We start from the raw sequence: 16,690 nt of genomic DNA, 5'->3' as shown, positions 1-16,690 counted from the left end.
CAGGCCTGCGCCCAAGCCGGAGCGGATCACCGGTCTGAACGTGTGTCGGCAAGACCAGCTCGACGGAACCTTTCACGAGCATCCACATGCGGCTTGACCTGTATGAACGTAACTTTCAGCAAGCGCGGGGCCGGGTGCCCCAGAACCACCGCTCAAGCCTCCGGCCCGCGGTCCGGCTGAATCGCCCCGAATTTGATGGAGACCACCGCCGAGCCGGTCCCACCAACGTATGTTCAGGTCGACGATTCGCTTCGGGTCCGTGACCGGGTCCGGGACGGTTCTCAGCAAGGCCATGACCTGGCCGGATGACATTATCGGCAGGCTCATAGCCGTCATACGATCAGGCGAACCGCGCAAGGGCGGCGGTGTAGATCTCGACAGCCTCCTCGATGCGGTAGACCGTGCAGTACTCGTCAGTGACGTGCGCCTGCTCGGGCTCACCCGGGCCGCACACGACCGTGGGCGCCCCGCCACAGGCGGCGGTGAGGATCGAGGCGTCGGTGAAGTAGCTGGCGGCCGGGCGGTCGCCGGGCGCACCCGCTCCCGCCTCGACCAGGGCCCGGACGAAGGGATCGTCGGGGTCCGTCCAGATCGCGGGCAGGTCCACGAGCACGCCGAGGGTCGCCTCGCCGCCGAGCGCGGCCTGCAACCGCTCGCGAAGTCGTCCGTGGTCCTGACCGGCGACAGTGCGTAGGTCGATGGTCACGGCGGCCAGGTCGGGCACGGAGTTCACGTTGATCCCGCCGCGCACGGTTCCCACGTTCACCGTGCACGGACCGAGCCAGGGGTGTTCCGGCACCCCGGGATCGAACTTCTCGACGACGCCGATCACGCGGGCGAGTTTGTAGATCGCGTTGTCACCCAAATGCGGCATCGAGCCGTGCGCCGTCGTGCCTCGCGTGGTCGCCTCCAGCCAGAGCGCGCCCTTGTGCCCGAGCAGCACCCGGTTGGCTGTCGGCTCGGCCACGAGCAGGGCACGCGACCTGCCCACCAGCCCCTCGGCCACCATGCCGACCGCACCCTCGCAGCCGGTCTCCTCGCCCACGGTGAAGACCAACTCCAGGTCGGCCTTCGGCCCGGTGCGGCGCACGTGCCGCTCGGCGGCTATCACCAGCGCGGCGACGCCGGCCTTCATATCGCTCGAACCGCGCCCGTACAGGCGATCGCCGTCGATCTCCGCGTCGTGCGGTGCGTGCCGCCAGGCCTGCCCGCCCAGCGGCACCGTGTCGAGGTGCCCGGTCAGCGTCACCGGCTCGCCCGTCCCCCAGCGGGCGACCAGTCCGGTGCGGCCGGGCGCGTACTCGTGCGTGCGCACCGCGAAACCGGCCTTCGACAGCCGTCTCGCGAGCGGATCGGCCATCGCAGCCTCGCCCCCGCCCACCGAGTCAATCCTGATCAGCTCGCGCGTCAGTTCAACCGCCTCGTTCACGATGCCTCCTTCGTCACTTAATCCGCGACGCCGGCCGTCACCGGTCGGCTGGTCTGCCGTACGACGAGCCTGGGAGCGATGGCGATGCGCTGTGCGGGCCGGGGGTCGCCCGCCTTGACCTGGCCGAGCAGGCGTACGGCCTCCGCCGCCATCTCCTCCACCGGCTGGCGCACGGTGCTGAGCGGCGGGTCGCACATCGTCGCGTGTCCCACGTCGTCGAACCCCACCACGGCCACATCCTCGGGGACGTGCACCCCGGCGAGCCGCAGCGACCGCACCAGGCCCACGGCGATCTCGTCGTTCGCGCAGACGACCGCGTCCGGCAGCCGGCCGGCGTCGAGCAGCCTTCGCCCAGCCTCGACGCCCCATTCGACGGTGAACTCACCCAGCATCGGCGGCAGGACCTCCACGCCGGCCCGCGCCACGGTACGTTCGAACCCGCTGAGCCGCAAGCGGGCGGAGGAGTTCACCAGCCGGCTGCCCGCGAAGGACACCGAGCGGGCCCCGCCCGCGATCACGTGCTCGGCCGCCAGGGTGACCCCGGCCTCGTCGTCCACGCCCACCCAGTCGGCCCCGCCGCCCTCGATGTGACGGTCGACCTGCACCAGCGGCACCCGGCGGGCCGCGTCCAGCACCGCGGGGACGCTGGCCTCGATGTCGCACGGGCTGATGATCAGTCCGTCCACCCGCCGGGCCAGCAGCGTCGCCAGCCTCCGGGCCTCCACCTGTGGACTGTACTGGGACGCGCACAGCAGCAGGTCGGTGCCGGATTTCTGCAGCTCGCGCTCCACGGCCTCGACGATCGTGGTGAAGAACGGGTTGCTGATGCCTGGGACGACCATGCCGATGGTGCCGGTGGTCTGGTCGCGCAGCGCTTTAGCGACCGCGTTCGGCTGGTAACCGAGTTCGGCGACGGCGCGCGCCACCCGCTCGGCGACCTCGGGCGTGACCTTGCGCCGCCCCGAGAGGGCACGGGAGGCCGAGGCCACGGAGACGCCGGCCGCTCGTGCCACGTCGTGAATCGTCACGCCCATCGTGTAATCGATTTCCCTTGATCTTTACTATCAATCGACCTTGCCGAGCGTGTCGCGGCCAGGATCACGGGCAACACTAGAGGTTCTGCGGGGAAAACGCACCCTTGACGTGCCTTTTTAGGCGAACTAGCATGCCCGAAACCCGGGTAATCGATTACCCAATCGATCTCATTCCTTCCCGCCCCCCCGAAAGGCTCATCTCTCATGGCACGATCCACGAGGTTCATCCGCCTGACAGCGGCGACGACGATCCTGGCCACCGGACTGCTGTCGGCGGCCTGTGGCGGTTCAGGCGACTCCGGCTCTTCCGGGGGCTCCGGCGGGGACCGGCCGCGGGTCGGGCTCGTCCAGATCAACCAGCAGGCGATCTTCTTCAACGAGATGAACGCCGGCGCCCAGCAGGCGGCGAAGGAGGCGAACGTCGATCTCACGATCTTCAACGCCAACGACGACGCGGCCAAGCAGAACGAGGCCGTCGACAACTTCGTCCAGCAGCAGTTCGACGCGGTCATCGTGGTCGCCATCGACGTCGAGGGCATCAAGCCCGCCGTGAAGATCGCCAAGGACGCCGGGCTGAAGGTCGTCGCCGTGGACGCGATCGTCGACTCGCCCGCTGTGGACACCCAGGTGGGCGTGGACAACGCCGCGGCGGCCCGGCAGGCGGGCGACTTCGTCAACAAGTGGGCACAGGCCCAGGGCCTGACCGCACCGAAGATCGGCGTTGTGGGCGCGCTGAACTCCTTCATCCAGAACATCCGCAAGGACGACTTCAACAAGACCGTCGAGGGCGCCGACGCCAAGATCGTGCAGACCGTCGACGGGCAGAACAAGCAGGAGACCGCGATGGCGGCTGCGGAGAACCTGCTCACCTCCCGCTCCGACATGAACATCGTGTACGCCACGGGCGAGCCGGCCCTGCTCGGCACGGTCGCCGCGGTGAAGTCGCAGAACGCGGCCGACCGGGTCAAGGTCTTCGGCTGGGACCTGACCAAGGAGGCCATCAACGGCATCGACGAGGGGTTCGTCGCCGGGGTGGTCCAGCAAGACCCGAAGACCGAGGGCTACGAAGCTGTCAAGGAGGCCAAGGCCCTGGTCGGCGGCGCCCAGGCGAAGAAGAAGATCGACGTGCCCGTGACGATCGTGACCAAGGACAACGTCGACCCGTACCGCGCCACCTTCAAGTAAGCGGCGAAGGGATTCACATGACGGACCAAGAGCCGGGTCGCGTTGATCGAGTGGTCATGCGCGACATCCGCAAGCGCTACGGAATGGTCGACGCGCTGCGCGGCGTGACGCTGCGCGTCGGCCCTGGAGAGGTGGTGGGGCTCGTCGGCGACAACGCGGCCGGCAAGTCCACCCTCATGAAGGTGCTGGCCGGCGCCGTCGTGCCGGACTCCGGCGAGATCGTCTTCGACGGCCGGCCGGTCGCCTTCGCCAGCCCGAAAGACGCCCGCGAGCTGGGCATCGAGATGGTCTACCAGGACCTCGCGCTCTGCGACGACATCGACGTGGCCGGGAACCTGTTCCTCGGCAGGGAGCCGCGTAAGGCCGGCGGGATGATGCTCGACGTACGCAAGATGCACGCCGACGCCCGGCGCCACCTGGACGCCCTGAACATCCGGATTCCGCTGACCGACATCCCCGTCGGAGGGCTGTCCGGCGGCCAGCGGCAGGCGGTCGCCATCGCCCGGGCGGTGACCTTCGGGCCCAAGTTGCTCATCCTCGACGAGCCGACGGCGGCGCTCGCCGTCGCCGAGGTCGAGACCGTCCTCGAACTGATCAAGACCGTCTCGGCCCAAGGCGTCTCAGTGATCCTCATCACGCACCGCCTGCAGGACCTCTTCCGGGTCTGCGACCGGCTGTGCGTCATGTACGAAGGCACGCTCAGGGCCGACCTGGACGCCCGGAGCACCAGCCTCGAACGGCTCGTGTCCGAGATCGTCGCTCACGACGAGGGAGAGAAGGAGGGGAGCCGACGGTGACCGCCACCGGGACCGGAACCAGCCAGCGGGTCGTCACCACCAGGTCGGCCCGGGCCAACGCCCACATCGGCCGGCATGCGCAGACGATCGCGATCGCGGTCGTGCTGGTGGCCCTACTGATCTTCTTCGCGTTCTCCGCCGACCGGTTCGCCACGACGGGCAACCTGTTCAACCTGTTGCGGCAGATGGCCCCCACGCTGATCGTCGCGACCGCGATGACGTTCGTGATCAGCACCTCCGGCATCGACCTGTCGGTCGGCTCCACGGTCGCGCTGTCCGGGTCGCTGCTCGCGATCGTGCTGCAGCACGGGTGGAGCCCCACCCTCGCCCTGGTCGCGATCCTCGCGCTCGGCGCGCTGATCGGGTTCGTGAACGGGTGGTTCTCCTCCTACCAGAACATCCCGCCGTTCATCGTCACGCTCGCGATGTTGTCGATCATGCGGGGTACGGCGCTGCGCGCCACCGAGGGATACTCGACCCCCATCAGCGGAGACCTTTGGATCGTCCAGATCGGCCAGGGCCGCATCGCCGGGGTGCCCGTCCCGGCCATCCTCGCCGTGGTCGTCGCGCTCGTCGGCTGGCTCGTCCTCACCCGGACGCCGTTCGGCCGCTATGTCATCGGCCTCGGCTCCAACGGCGAGTCGCTGCGCCGCACCGGCGTGAACACGCGGAAGGTCGGTCTGACGGTCTACGTGCTGACCGGCGTGGCGGCGGCGGTCGCGGGCGTGCTGATCGCCACCCGCCTCAGCTCCGGCTCGTCCAACGCCGGGTCCGGCTTCGAGCTGGAGGTCATCACGGCCGTCGTGCTCGGCGGCACCAGCCTCTTCGGCGGCCGGGCGAGCATGCTCGGCACGATCCTCGGCGCGCTCACGCTCGGCGTGATCGCCAACGGCCTGGTGCTGCTGCACGTCTCGCCGTTCTACGTGCAGATCGTCCAGGGCAGCATCCTGCTGCTGGCCATCTTCGCCAACAGCAAGGTGTGGGCGAAGTTCGGAGCGATACGAAAATGACGTCCTCAGCCCGGACTCCCGCCGTGACGACCGTGCTCGGCCCGGTGTCCCCCGACGACCTCGGGATCACGCTGTGCCACGAGCACCTGCGCAACGACGGCGCTCTCGCCTGGCACCCCGCGCCCGAGGGCGACGCCGAGGGCGAGCTGATCGCCCGCGAGCCCGTACGGACGGAGTTCCTCGGCAGGCTTCGCCACGACCCGTACCTCTCCCGCGACAACGTGTCGCTGGACGACACGGGGACCGCGATCGAGGAGGTACGCAGGTTCGCCGGGCGCGGCGGGCGCACGCTGCTCGAGGTGACCCCCGAGGGGATCGGGCGGGCGCCCGCCGAGCTGGTCGCGATCGCCCGAGCCACCGGTCTGAACATTGTCATGGGCTGCGGTTTCTACCTGGAGAAGACCCATCCGGCCCGGGTCCGCTCGATGACCGCGACGGACGTCGCCGACGAGATCGAGCGCGACCTGACCGAAGGCGTCGGCGGGGGCGCTGGTGGGGGCGCCGGTGGGGGCGTGGACGGCGTCCGCGCGGGTGTGATCGGCGAGATCGGCGTCTCGCCGGACTTCACCGCCGAGGAGGAGAAGGTGCTGCGCGGCGCGGCCCGGGCGCAGGCCCGGACCGGCGTGCCGCTCTCGGTCCACCTCCCCGGCTGGGTGCGGCACGGCCACCGCGTGCTCGACGTCATAGCCGAGGAGGGCGGCCTGCTCGCCGGCACCGTGCTCTCGCACCTCAACCCCAGCGGGGCGGACCGCCACTACCAGGTGTCCCTCGCCCTGCGCGGCGCCTACCTCGGCTACGACATGTGCGGCATGGACTACCTCTATCCGGGCGAGGGCCAGTCCCCGTGCGACGAGGAGAACGCCGCCGCGGTGGCCTGGCTGGTCCGCGCCGGGCTCGGGCACCGGATCCTGCTCTCCCAGGACGTGTTCCTGAAGACCATGCTCGTCCGCCACGGCGGCACCGGCTACGCCCACGTCCTCACCCACTTCGTCCCGCGCCTGCACCGGCACGGGCTGACCGCCGACGACACCACCCGGATGCTCGCGGGCAACCCGCGCGAGCTCTTCCTCGCCGCCGCGCGCGGCCACTGATCACACACACAGAGAGAGAAGGAGACGATTTTCATGACCCGCGTGCTGGTCGCCGGTGAGTCGTGGGTGAGCGTGTCGACCCACTACAAGGGCTTCGACGCGTTCACCTCGACCACCTACCACACCGGAATCGATCCGCTGCGGGACGTCCTGGTCGCCGACGGCATCGAGGTCGACCACCTGCCCGCGCACGACGTGCCCGCGTTGTTCCCCGGCACGCCCGAGGCGCTGGCCGCCTACGACGTGGTCGTGCTCTCCGACATCGGGGTCAACAGCATCCTGCTGCACCCGGCCACCTGGCTGTCCAGCGAGAAGACCGTCAACCGGATCGACCTGCTGGCCGACTGGGTGGAGCAGGGCGGCGGCCTCGCCATGGCCGGCGGCTACCTGAGCTTCCAGGGCTTCGAGGCCAAGGCGGCCTTCGCCGGCACGGCGGTCGAACGGGTGCTCCCCGCCCGGATCTCCCGCTACGACGACCGCGTCGAGACCCCGCAGGGCGTGCCCGGCCTGCTCGCCGACGACGCCCACCCCATCGTGGCCGGACTCCCCGCCCAGTGGCCCGACCTGCTCGGTTACAACCGGTTCGCGCTGCCCGGGGACGCGACGCTGCTTGCGACCGTCGGCGGCGACCCCCTGCTCGCCGTACGGCAGGCCGGGGCCGGGCGCACGCTCGCCTGGGCCTCCGACATCGCGCCGCACTGGTGCCCGGACGAGTTCGTCTCCTGGGACGGCTACCGCACCCTGTTCACGCGGGCGGTCCGCTGGCTCGCGAAGGAGATCTGACATGCCGATCCCGGTGATCCTCGACTGCGACCCCGGACACGACGACGCCATGGCCATCCTGCTCGCTGTGGCCCACCCGGAGATCGACCTGCGCGCGGTCACGACGGTCGCGGGGAACCAGACGGTGGAGAAGACCGCGCTCAACGCCCGGCGGATGCTGAGCCTGGCCGGCGTCGTCGGCGTTCCGGTCGCCGCCGGCTGCGGCCGTCCCCTCGCGGCGCCGCTGGAGATCGGCGACTACGTGCACGGGGAGAGCGGCCTGGACGGCCCGGCGTTCGGGGAGCCGAACGTCCCGCTCGACCCCCGCCACGGCGTGGACCTCATCCACGACACGCTGGCGGCCGCCGCAGAGCCGGTGACGGTGGTGGCCATCGGCCCGCTGACGAACATCGCCACGCTGCTCCGCCGTCACCCCGAGGACCGCGAGCGGATCAGGGAAGTCGTGATCATGGGTGGCTCCACGGATCGCGGCAACCACACGCCGTACGCGGAGTTCAACGTGTACGCCGATCCGGAGGCGGCGGCGGAGGTGCTCGGCAGCGGCGTGCCGACGACGTGGGTCGGGCTCAACGTCAGCCACCAGGCGCTGGTGACCGCCGACGTGCTCGCCAGGATCGAGGCGCTCGGCACCCCGCTCGCCCGCGTCTGCGTGGAGCTGCTCACGTTCTTCGGGTCCACCTACCACGAGACGTGGGGATTCCCGGCGCCGCCGCTGCACGACCCGATCACGGTGGCGTACCTGATCGACCCCACGGTCCTGACGTACGAGCGGGTGGGCCTGCGGATCGAGCTGGACGGCCCGCACACCCGGGGGGCGACCGTGGCCGACCTCCACCGGCGGATGGACTGGGAGCCCAACGCGAACGTCGGGATCGGGCTGGACCGCGACCGGTTCTGGGATCTCGTGATCGGCGCGATCGAGGCGCTCGGTCGGGCCTCCTGAGGGCCGGGGAGCCGGCCCCCTTCGGGGACGCTCGACTCAGCGTTGACAGTTCGAAACAGAAGAAACGTCATGGAACCGCACGGGTCGTCGTCGGGAGCATCTCCGCGGATGTCACCGCCTTCACTCGCCGCCGCCCGTGCGGGGGCGCCCACCTGGCCGGTCGGCTGCGTCGGCCCGTTCGGCGGGATCGTCTCGTCGGCGCTCCGCTCCCACGGCGTTGGGTTGTCGAAGGTCCGCTCCGTCGGCAACCGTACGGGCGTCGCGCACATCAGGGTGGACGCGTCGGGTGAGAACGACATCGTCATGCCCCTCTCACCAACGCGGACCTCAGCACCGAGATGGTGGACGAGAGCATCAGGGCGCTGACCGGCGTGGAAGTCATCGACGTCGAGTCGGCCGAGCGGGCCGCCGCCTGGTTCCTCGAGCGCGGCGTGCGGCACGCGCTCATCACGCTCGGCTCAGCGGGCGCCGTGTCGGTCACCCCGGCACGCACCCGGCACTTCCCCGCCTGTGCCAAGTGCCACGAGAGTGCCAGGGGATTCTGCCATCGAAGGTCAGTGAATCCGCCACGAGAGTGTCAGCAGCACACGGGATCCCCCAGCGCTCGGCGCACACCGTGGCCCCCTGGTGGGGGCTCGCGCCCGTTCGGGACTGGTCGTTGCGGACGCGTCGGCGCCCAGGGTGATCAGGTGCCGGACCGGGCCCGGACCTGGCGCCTGCGTGTCGTCATCTTTGGTTGACGCACCACCAACCGTCAACCTCATGACGGCATGGAGGGCGACCGCATCGCAGTGCTCGCCCAAGCGGTGAACGCCGACGACCCGATCAACCTGCTCGCGGTCACCGCCGAGCTCCACCGTGAGATGACGAAGTCGCCCTCCATGGCGGTCATCCCGCTCGTCCAGCCCGGCGACTGCTTGTACCAGGTCTTGCCGGCGGGCAGCGCGGCGCCGATCGGCCCGCCCGATGCCGTGCTTGCCGAACTGCAGCCGTCCGCCGCGGGTGAGCGAGGTTGTGTCCCTGCCCGGCGTCCGCTGCCGGACGGGTCTTGCTGGACGGATACCAGCGGTCGAGAACCGCCAGGGTGGATCCGTACCAGGAAGTCTTGTAGGTGAGTTGCCGCCACGGTTCGGCGGGGCTGGTGTCGAGAATGGCGCGGTCGGCGCCCCGACCGAGGCGACCGCGATCAGCCAGGCCCGCGGGTTGTCCGGCACGCCCTGGTCCAGCCACTGCACGGAGGCGTCGAGCAGGGCTTCCTGCACGGCGTCCTCGCAGGCGTCGAACTGCTCGTAGCGGCGGACGAGCACGCCGGGCACCTGCGGGGCGAGCTCGCGCAGCAGCCCTTCGATCACTCCGCCACCTCGTCGATGACGAGCCGCACCTCCATCGCGCGCAACCGCGCGTCGGGCCAGCGGGCGGCGATCTCGGTGGCGCGGTCGATGCTCGCGCAGTCGACGATCAGGTAGCCGGCCAGGTACTCCTCGGCCTTCAGGAAGCGCCCGTCGGTGACGGCGGGCACGCCGTCGCGCACCGTCACCGTGCGGGAGATGGCCAGGTCGCCGAGGGCCTGGCCGCCGACCAGCTCGCCGCTGTCGTCGAGCTCCTTCATCAGCGCGTCGACCTCGGCCATCACTTTGTCGAACCCGTCGGCGACGGCCTGCTGGGCGGCGGGGTTGCTGCAGATCAGCAGCATCTACTTCACACGCTCGTCCTTGGGCGGCCCGCCCGGCGGGTCGCCGGTGATCACACCGTCGACCGGCCGCCAGCTGGTCGAACGCAGGAGCTGAACGCGGCAGTTCACATCGTGAACGGTGAGCAAGCGCTGCATGGCGGTGTCTCGTCGCCGGCTGCGGGGATACGGGAACGTGACCACTCCGCCATCTGGCCGCCGTACGGGTGGCACTTCCCCGTCCATTCCGGTGCCGTTACTTTTGGTGGCAGTTGGATCTCAAGGAGTGGTGATGCCCCACAAAGCAGGCCTTCTCGGTAGCAACGCCACCGCCAGCGGCAGCCGTCAGGCTCTGCCGGACCCGGCGGACCAGGTCGGCAGCGTGGCGTTCGTACGCGTGCCATAAGAAACCGTTGCTCGCCGGCGTGCAGACGGCGGGCGTACCCGTAGGCCGCCAACCGGGCAATGGAGGGGGCACCCATGACACTCGCCGAGGACAAGAAGCTACCGGAACACCTCGACACGCCACCCCGGGCACCGGGCGGCCGGCCACTGGTCGGGCACATGAAAGCCCTGCTCGCCGACCCGCTGGGGCTGCTGGCGGCGCTGCCCCACCTCGGCGACGTGGTGGAGCTGCGGTTCGGCCGGACACCGACGTACGTGGTGTGCTCGCCCGAGGCCGCCCAGCACGTGCTCAGGAACCCCGACCACGCCTTCGACAAGGGCGGCACCTTCTACGAGAACATGCGCTCCATCATCGGCGACGGCATGGCCACCTGCCCCCTGGCCCAGCACAAACGACTGCGCCGCCTGGCCCAGCCCGCCTTCGCCACCAGCCGGATGACCGGCTACGCCCGTACCATCCAAGCCCAGCTCGACGCCTTCACCTCCACCTGGCGCCCCGGACAGATCCTCGACGTGCTGCCCCAGCTGCGGTCGCTGGCCACCCGTACCACCCTGGCGACCATGTTCCGCCGCCGCGAATTCGGCCCCGAGATCGCCGGACTGCGGCAGGCCGTCACCGACTTCATCGATCACCAGACCATCCTGCGGATGATCGCCCCCGGCCTGAACCGCCTGCCCACGGCTCGGAACCGCCGCTACCGCAAGAGCGAAGCACGGCTGCTGCGCTTCCTCCAAGAGGAGATCATCGCCTACCGCCGCGACGGCATCGACCACGGCGACCTGATGTCCATGTTCACCACCCACCCGGAGGACGACCGGCTCAGCGACCGGGAAGTACGTGACACGGCCATGACCGTGCTTCTCGGCGGCATCACCACAACAGCCCTCAGCCAGGCATGGGCCCTGCACCAACTCTCCCAGGATCCCGCCCTGGATACCGAAGTGGCCGGCGAGGCGCACGCCATCACCCTGCTCGACCAGGGGCGCTCGGCCGCCGAGGTGATGGACCAGCTTCCCCTCACCCGAGGCGTCGTCGCCGAGGTCCTGCGAAGGCGAGTCGCCAGTTGGATCTTCACGCGGGTGGCCGTCGCCGACACCGCGATCGGCTCCTGCCGCATCCCGGCCGGCGCGCAGGTGCTGCTGAGCCCGTACGTGCTGCATCACCGGCCCGACCTGTTCCCGTCCCCGAACAATTTCGACCCGCACAGATGGGACGGACGCGACCCGCACCGGACCAAGGGCTGGCTGCCCTTCGGAGCGGGGGAATCCAAATGCATCGGCTATGAACTGGCCTTCATGGACCTGACGTTGTCCCTGGCCCACATCACCCGATCCTGGCGCCTGCAACCCTGCCCCGCCCCCGTACGCCCGAGGCCGCGGATGCACCTGGAACCCCACGGCCTCACCTTGCGGCTGGCCGACCGGAGCCCCGCACCGACCCGGGGATAGGGCGATGGCCCCGTCCCCTTCAGGGGCGAGCGCGCGTACTCGTGGCGGTGGAGTCCACGGACGCACTGAAGACGATCACACAAGCTCGGGAAGGTCGGAGCGGATCACGCTGTAGAGCACGCTGTCGCGCCACGCGCCCGCGCGGAACCCGCAGCCGCGCAGCGCCTTCCCTGGTGAAGCCGGCCTTCTCCAGGGCGCGCTGCACAGCGATGTTGCACGCCTGGCTGGTGGCCCATCCGCGCTTGACGTTGCACCTCGCCCCGACCTACTCCTCAAGGATCAGCCAGGTCGAGCGCTGGTTCGCCGAGCTGGAACGCCGCTGTCTGAAGCGGGGCAACTTCTGCTCTCTGGACGCGCTCAAGGCCGCGCTGGAGGAGTGGATCAAGGTCTGGAGCCAGGACGCCAAGCCGGTTCAGGTGAACCAGGACCTCCATCAGATCATCTGCCGCTACTGCGCCTGAACCTCAAGACCGGGTCACTGGGCGCAAGGGCGCTGCCGGTGAGCGCGCAGCCGCATATCGTCTGGGGAAGTCCCGCCTTCGGCGCGCTCACCCTGCGGCGGCGACGCCTCCGTCCGGAGTTGCTTTGGCTTGGCACGCTTGGGGCGGCAGTTCGGTCGAACGGCCAGGACACGACGTGGTCGGATCAGAGGGGAGCTTCTTCAATCGCAGACCGTAGCCGCTGTCCAACGGTGTCCGTTCCCGTACACGACACACCAGGTCCTCGAAGTAGGTACCGAACCCCGTCGTTGGGGCCTCTCAGTTCACGCTCGCGACGGATGAAGGGCTCCAGCGCGATCCACGCGCGGTTCGCGCGGTAGCCGATCAGCGGGACGACGAGCGCGTCGTCGGCCATCCTCATCGCCACCAACGCCCCGAATCCGCTGAAGAAGGCAGTTACTGCGTTCACGGCGAGCCTCGGTTCATCGGGCAGCCTTGAACAGCCGAGGTCCGGATCATGCTCCGCCGCGAGACGCTCGATGACGTATGTTTCCGACTGCTGAAATTCGTCAGTTCTGAACTCTTGCATGAGATCGACCAGAATGGGGACTTCGTTCGCGTGCCGCATCATGGCGTACTGCTTAAGAGCGGTGATCGACGACACGACGAGTGCCAGCACAGAGAGCACCAGGGCGAAGACGTTGACCAGCAGCGAAAGATCCATTCGACGGGCCTTTCCCCTTGAACGTGGACACCTTGGAGACTGGATCTCGAGGTCCAGGGGAAGAGATGTCACTGATGGTGATGAAGAACTACCCGCCCGAGTTCAAGGCCGACGCGGTGGCGCTGGTGCTGTCGAGGCCGGACCGGACGATCACGTCGATCGCGCGGGATCTCGGGGTCAGCCGCGAGACGCTGCGGGTGTGGGTACGAGCCGCGCAGGCCCGGGGTGAAGGCGGGCAACGAGTGGCCGGCCGGGTCGGACCCGGCAAGGACACCTTGGCCGGGCACCTACCCTCGGACGACGTGTTGGAAGAGGAGAACAAGCAGCTCAGGGCCCGGATTCGGGAGCTGGAGCAGGAGCGGGACATTCTGCGTAAGGCGGCCAAGCTTTTCGCGGGCGAGACGAACTGGTGAACCGCTTTCAGTTCGTCGAGGATCACAAAGCGCTCTACGGCGTGAAGCGGTTGTGCCGGATGCTGCAGGTGTCGCGCTCGGGCTTCTACCGATGGTTGAAGGGCGCCGCGGCGCGGCTGGCCCGCCAACAGGCCGATGAGCAGTTGGCTGCACGGATGCGGCGGATCCACGCCGAGCATGACGGTACCTACGGCTCGCCCCGGATGACGGCCGAGTTGCGCACGGCCGGAATCGTGGTCAATCACAAGCGGGTGGAACGGGTGATGCGCGAGCACGGCATCACCGGGCTACGGCTACGGAAGAAGGTCCGCACCACCATCCCGGAACCGGACGCGGCACCGGTGCCGGACCTGCTCCAGCGCGACTTCACCGCCGAGCGACCGAACACCCGCTACGTCGGCGACATCACCTATCTGCCCGTCAGCGGTGGCCGGTTCCTCTACCTGGCCACGGTCGTGGATCTGTGTTCGCGTCGGCTGGCAGGCTGGTCGATCGCTGATCACATGCGCACCGAGCTCGTCGTCGACGCGCTGCAGGCCGCGGCGCACACCCGCGGCGGCGGCCTGTGCGGCGCGGTGTTTCACACCGACAACGAGGCAACTCGACCGCAGTGCCGACCTGGCATGAAGATGCACTGATCTGCACCGAAGGATCGCCGACGTCCGTCGGCGTACGAGATCGTCAATGACGGCCGTCACTCAGTTCGTCACGCAGTTGCCTCCTCCCCCACGGGGCAGGACACAGCGAAACATCCTCAAGCGTGCAGACAACAACGCGTCGAACGTGCGCCCTTCACCGACCCATCCGGGCGCGAATGCTCCTGCGCGGATCCCTCCTCAGAAGTTCCCGTACTTGCGCCCGGCCCGGTTCTAGAGCCTCTGCCTTCGCGATGGAGTTGGCAAGTTCTCGTCTCACTCTGAAGTCTCCATCGCTTGCCAACTTGAGGGCCACCTCATCCGCGAGCGATGCTGAATCCGCTCCCCACCGATACGCAGCCAGTGCTCGTATCGCGGGATAAGGATGACTGGCGCACTGACCCGGATGGAGGGAGCAGTCCCCATGCGGCAATTTCGTCAGCACACGAGCCATGCTCCACTGGAAATCCTCACCATTCTCCCCCAGTTTGGCTAGAGCCAAATCTTGTATCTCCCGCGACCGATTTGCATCTGGCCCAAATTCCGCCGCACATTGCAGGGCTTTAACAGGAAGGAGGTTACGCGCTCCCTCACGAGTCGGAGCCGTGCAGTGTGAACCATGCACAAGCTCCAATAGGCCAGAAAGGCATCGCCCTTTTACCTCTATATCCAAATAGGGCCCGAGGATGCGCAGAGCAGCGACATCTGAAGCTCGGTCCTGATAAGAATATTCTTGATTCATGGCGCGATGCAGCAATGTTGTTGCGAACCCATTTCGACTCTCCGGATCAAGAATAGATGCGAGAATCGCATCATCAGGAGCGTCCCAATGCCGAGTATCCTTACCAGCATCCTCACATTTAGGCATCAATTGTCGCTCAACCGCCCGACGGGCCAGAGCCAGGGCAGGATTACTATCCGCTCCAGCGCGAATCAATGCTAAGCATGCAGGACGACTCTCAGGAGCGACCGAGGACAGAAGACGACTCAGCGGCTCCGCATAACCTTTTCCCCCTTTTGATACCGACACAGATCAGCTCGGCCATTCGTTGATCCGTAAGCAGCGGTTGGACAAGGAGGGTCAATGCTATCTCATGTCCCCGTTCAGCAAAGGACAATAGTGTGTTCACGACCTGTCTATCGGCCTGTCGAAGCCGTGCTGTTGGGGTTGCGAACAACGACTCAATTTGCTGGATCGCACGCATCGCTCGGTGATCGTCTAAGACATCGGCCACTGATTCGAGGAGATCGAACGCATAAACATACGGCGACGGGTCGATGGAACGGAAGCCCTCCACGTCCTGCGATATCTCCTCCAGCGCCTTATCTGCCCACAATTTCACGTCTTCATCAGTTAGCAAATCAGATACCGTGGCCACGACAGCATATGCAGCAGCTCGACTGGTTGGCACAGCAACATGGATGGAGCTAGACACGTGAGCAGGCTCTTCGGGAAAAGAATTCGCGGCAGATTTCGCACGCTTTGCGTCCCCTGAACGTATGTAACAGGATGCCGCACCTAGCGCATCCCCCTGCTGCTCGAGCAAAACACCCAGAATCTTCTCCGCATGAAGCTCGTCTGTTAGCTGTGCCCGAACGTAAGCTTGCCATCGCCATCGTTGGGCCATTTGAACCGCCTCGTGCGGCCTGTCGTAATCGTGCGCAACCTTGAGTGCCAACTCTGACGTATGGGGAGACCCGGGAAGGGCGCTTGGTTTGGCGTGCGGCCGCAGAGCTTGCGCGATCGGATGTTGTGGATCGCCAGCGCTAACATCAAACCAGAAACGCACGGTTCTTAGTGCATAAAGCCAATCAGCAGCTTCATCGAACAGCTTCTCTGCCGAAGCACGCTCGATCGCCTCTAGATAGAAATGTTGGGACCCGGCCCCATCCCCAGAAAGTGCGAGATACCGAGCGTACCTAGCATATAGCCAAGCCAGCACTCGACGAGGCTGCGCTCGGTGCACCTGCCGAACGAGGTCTTCCCATTCGCCGCTGACGTCAGCAAGGCACATCTGAAGGCGTACTACCAATACCCGCAATTGCTCGTCCATGATTGACGAGGACCTGTTCACAAGTGACTCAAGGACCACAGCACGTTCACGGACAATATCCAGCCTACTCTCAGCGATGGCTTCTTCGCAAAGAAAGACCGCCGCTCTAACCTTATTGTAATCATCGGCCAAAAGGGCATCGAATTTCGGCACATAAATATCCAGATCGCCTCCCTTTGCAACCCACACGGCAGCGTCTGCGGCGCTCAGTACTCGCCGTGATTCTTCATTGACGACCGCCGTACTCCCCTTACGATCGAGGTCGGTCGGCAGTACAAAATGCGCTTCCCAGGGGCGTACACGGTCGAGATGGTCCCAAGCCAGATCGACACTCAGTCGAATGGCTTCATCTGTCTGGCCACTGGCGTTCAGAGCCTCAACTTGACCACTCAGCATCAGCTCTGCATGCGGGGCGAAGTTTGCTTCACGTAAACGATTCGCCAGATCCGCGTAGGCGGCTGGCGCCAGAGGATCTCCAGCAATGAATAGACGCTTTGCCTCGGAGGCAGCACTACGGAGATTGAGAGACTCTAGTGAATCGCCCCGAATTTGATGGAGACCTCAGCGGTTGATTGCGATGGGTTCGTTGGGGTGGTGTTGAGCGTAGTAGAGACCCTCGAACTCCTCTG

At 67.3% G+C, this 16,690-nt stretch carries 14 protein-coding genes and 1 pseudogene; 9 read left to right on the top strand and 6 right to left on the bottom strand.

Annotated elements, in window-relative coordinates:
- Positions 1-340: 340 nt before the first annotated feature.
- Both ABT158_RS48055 and ABT158_RS48050 read right to left on the bottom strand, forming a co-directional pair.
- Positions 341-1,429, bottom strand: coding sequence for a M20 family metallopeptidase (locus ABT158_RS48055; RefSeq protein WP_352365665.1), 1,089 nt, complete (start codon positions 1,427-1,429; stop codon positions 341-343).
- 17 nt (positions 1,430-1,446) lie between these two features.
- Positions 1,447-2,463 carry a LacI family DNA-binding transcriptional regulator gene (locus ABT158_RS48050; RefSeq protein WP_352365663.1) on the bottom strand — a complete coding sequence of 339 codons (1,017 nt, stop codon included), beginning with the start codon at positions 2,461-2,463 and terminating at the stop codon, positions 1,447-1,449.
- Positions 2,464-2,667: 204 nt separating this feature from the next.
- Here ABT158_RS48050 and ABT158_RS48045 point away from each other — a divergent pair, with 204 nt between their 5' ends.
- The 6 genes from ABT158_RS48045 to ABT158_RS48020 are packed head-to-tail and all read left to right on the top strand — an operon-like array spanning position 2,668 to position 8,272.
- Positions 2,668-3,648, top strand: coding sequence for a substrate-binding domain-containing protein (locus tag ABT158_RS48045; RefSeq protein WP_352365662.1), 981 nt, complete (start codon positions 2,668-2,670; stop codon positions 3,646-3,648).
- A gap of 56 nt (positions 3,649-3,704) precedes the next feature.
- Positions 3,705-4,445, top strand: coding sequence for an ATP-binding cassette domain-containing protein (locus tag ABT158_RS48040; RefSeq protein ID WP_352365660.1), 741 nt, complete (start codon positions 3,705-3,707; stop codon positions 4,443-4,445).
- On the top strand, positions 4,442-5,455 hold the full coding sequence (locus ABT158_RS48035; protein WP_352365658.1) for an ABC transporter permease: 1,014 nt from the start codon (positions 4,442-4,444) through the stop codon (positions 5,453-5,455). Before ABT158_RS48040 ends, ABT158_RS48035 begins: the two co-directional genes overlap by 4 nt.
- Before the next feature lie 23 nt (positions 5,456-5,478).
- Positions 5,479-6,546 carry a phosphotriesterase family protein gene (locus tag ABT158_RS48030; RefSeq protein ID WP_352365656.1) on the top strand — a complete coding sequence of 356 codons (1,068 nt, stop codon included), beginning with the start codon at positions 5,479-5,481 and terminating at the stop codon, positions 6,544-6,546.
- Positions 6,547-6,579: 33 nt separating this feature from the next.
- Positions 6,580-7,329: a glutamine amidotransferase gene (locus ABT158_RS48025; protein WP_352365654.1), complete on the top strand. Its 750-nt coding sequence runs from the start codon at positions 6,580-6,582 to the stop codon at positions 7,327-7,329.
- 1 nt (position 7,330) lies between these two features.
- Positions 7,331-8,272: a nucleoside hydrolase gene (locus ABT158_RS48020; protein WP_352365652.1), complete on the top strand. Its 942-nt coding sequence runs from the start codon at positions 7,331-7,333 to the stop codon at positions 8,270-8,272.
- Between the two features lie 554 nt (positions 8,273-8,826).
- Here the strand turns inward: ABT158_RS48020 and ABT158_RS51390 are convergent.
- Together ABT158_RS51390 and ABT158_RS48010 are read right to left on the bottom strand one after the other, a co-directional pair.
- Positions 8,827-9,624, bottom strand: a complete 798-nt coding sequence (locus ABT158_RS51390) for a hypothetical protein (RefSeq protein ID WP_502911630.1) — start codon at positions 9,622-9,624, stop codon at positions 8,827-8,829.
- Positions 9,621-9,965: a YciI family protein gene (locus ABT158_RS48010; protein ID WP_352365650.1), complete on the bottom strand. Its 345-nt coding sequence runs from the start codon at positions 9,963-9,965 to the stop codon at positions 9,621-9,623. The genes ABT158_RS51390 and ABT158_RS48010 overlap by 4 nt, the downstream gene beginning before the upstream one ends.
- Before the next feature lie 456 nt (positions 9,966-10,421).
- Between ABT158_RS48010 and ABT158_RS48005 the strand changes: the two genes are divergently transcribed.
- Both ABT158_RS48005 and ABT158_RS48000 read left to right on the top strand, forming a co-directional pair.
- Positions 10,422-11,795, top strand: coding sequence for a cytochrome P450 (locus ABT158_RS48005; RefSeq protein ID WP_352365649.1), 1,374 nt, complete (start codon positions 10,422-10,424; stop codon positions 11,793-11,795).
- Between the two features lie 209 nt (positions 11,796-12,004).
- A complete protein-coding gene (locus tag ABT158_RS48000) occupies positions 12,005-12,256 on the top strand; it encodes a hypothetical protein (RefSeq protein WP_352365647.1) in 252 nt (83 codons plus the stop codon).
- Between the two features lie 184 nt (positions 12,257-12,440).
- Here ABT158_RS48000 and ABT158_RS47995 read toward each other — a convergent pair whose 3' ends face one another.
- A complete protein-coding gene (locus ABT158_RS47995) occupies positions 12,441-12,959 on the bottom strand; it encodes a hypothetical protein (protein ID WP_352365645.1) in 519 nt (172 codons plus the stop codon).
- Positions 12,960-13,033: 74 nt separating this feature from the next.
- Here ABT158_RS47995 and ABT158_RS47990 point away from each other — a divergent pair.
- A pseudogene (locus ABT158_RS47990) lies at positions 13,034-13,971 on the top strand (IS3 family transposase); the annotation flags it as partial.
- Between the two features lie 995 nt (positions 13,972-14,966).
- On the opposite strand, the gene ABT158_RS47985 reads toward ABT158_RS47990, so the two are convergent.
- Positions 14,967-16,457, bottom strand: coding sequence for a hypothetical protein (locus tag ABT158_RS47985; RefSeq protein ID WP_352365643.1), 1,491 nt, complete (start codon positions 16,455-16,457; stop codon positions 14,967-14,969).
- Positions 16,458-16,690: the final 233 nt, after the last annotated feature.

This window comes from Nonomuraea sp. NPDC001636 (genome assembly GCF_040298265.1).
Classification (GTDB): Bacteria; Actinomycetota; Actinomycetes; order Streptosporangiales; family Streptosporangiaceae; genus Nonomuraea.
Note: the sequence above shows the minus strand (reverse complement) of the source record. Positions and strands in the feature narration are given on the sequence as shown.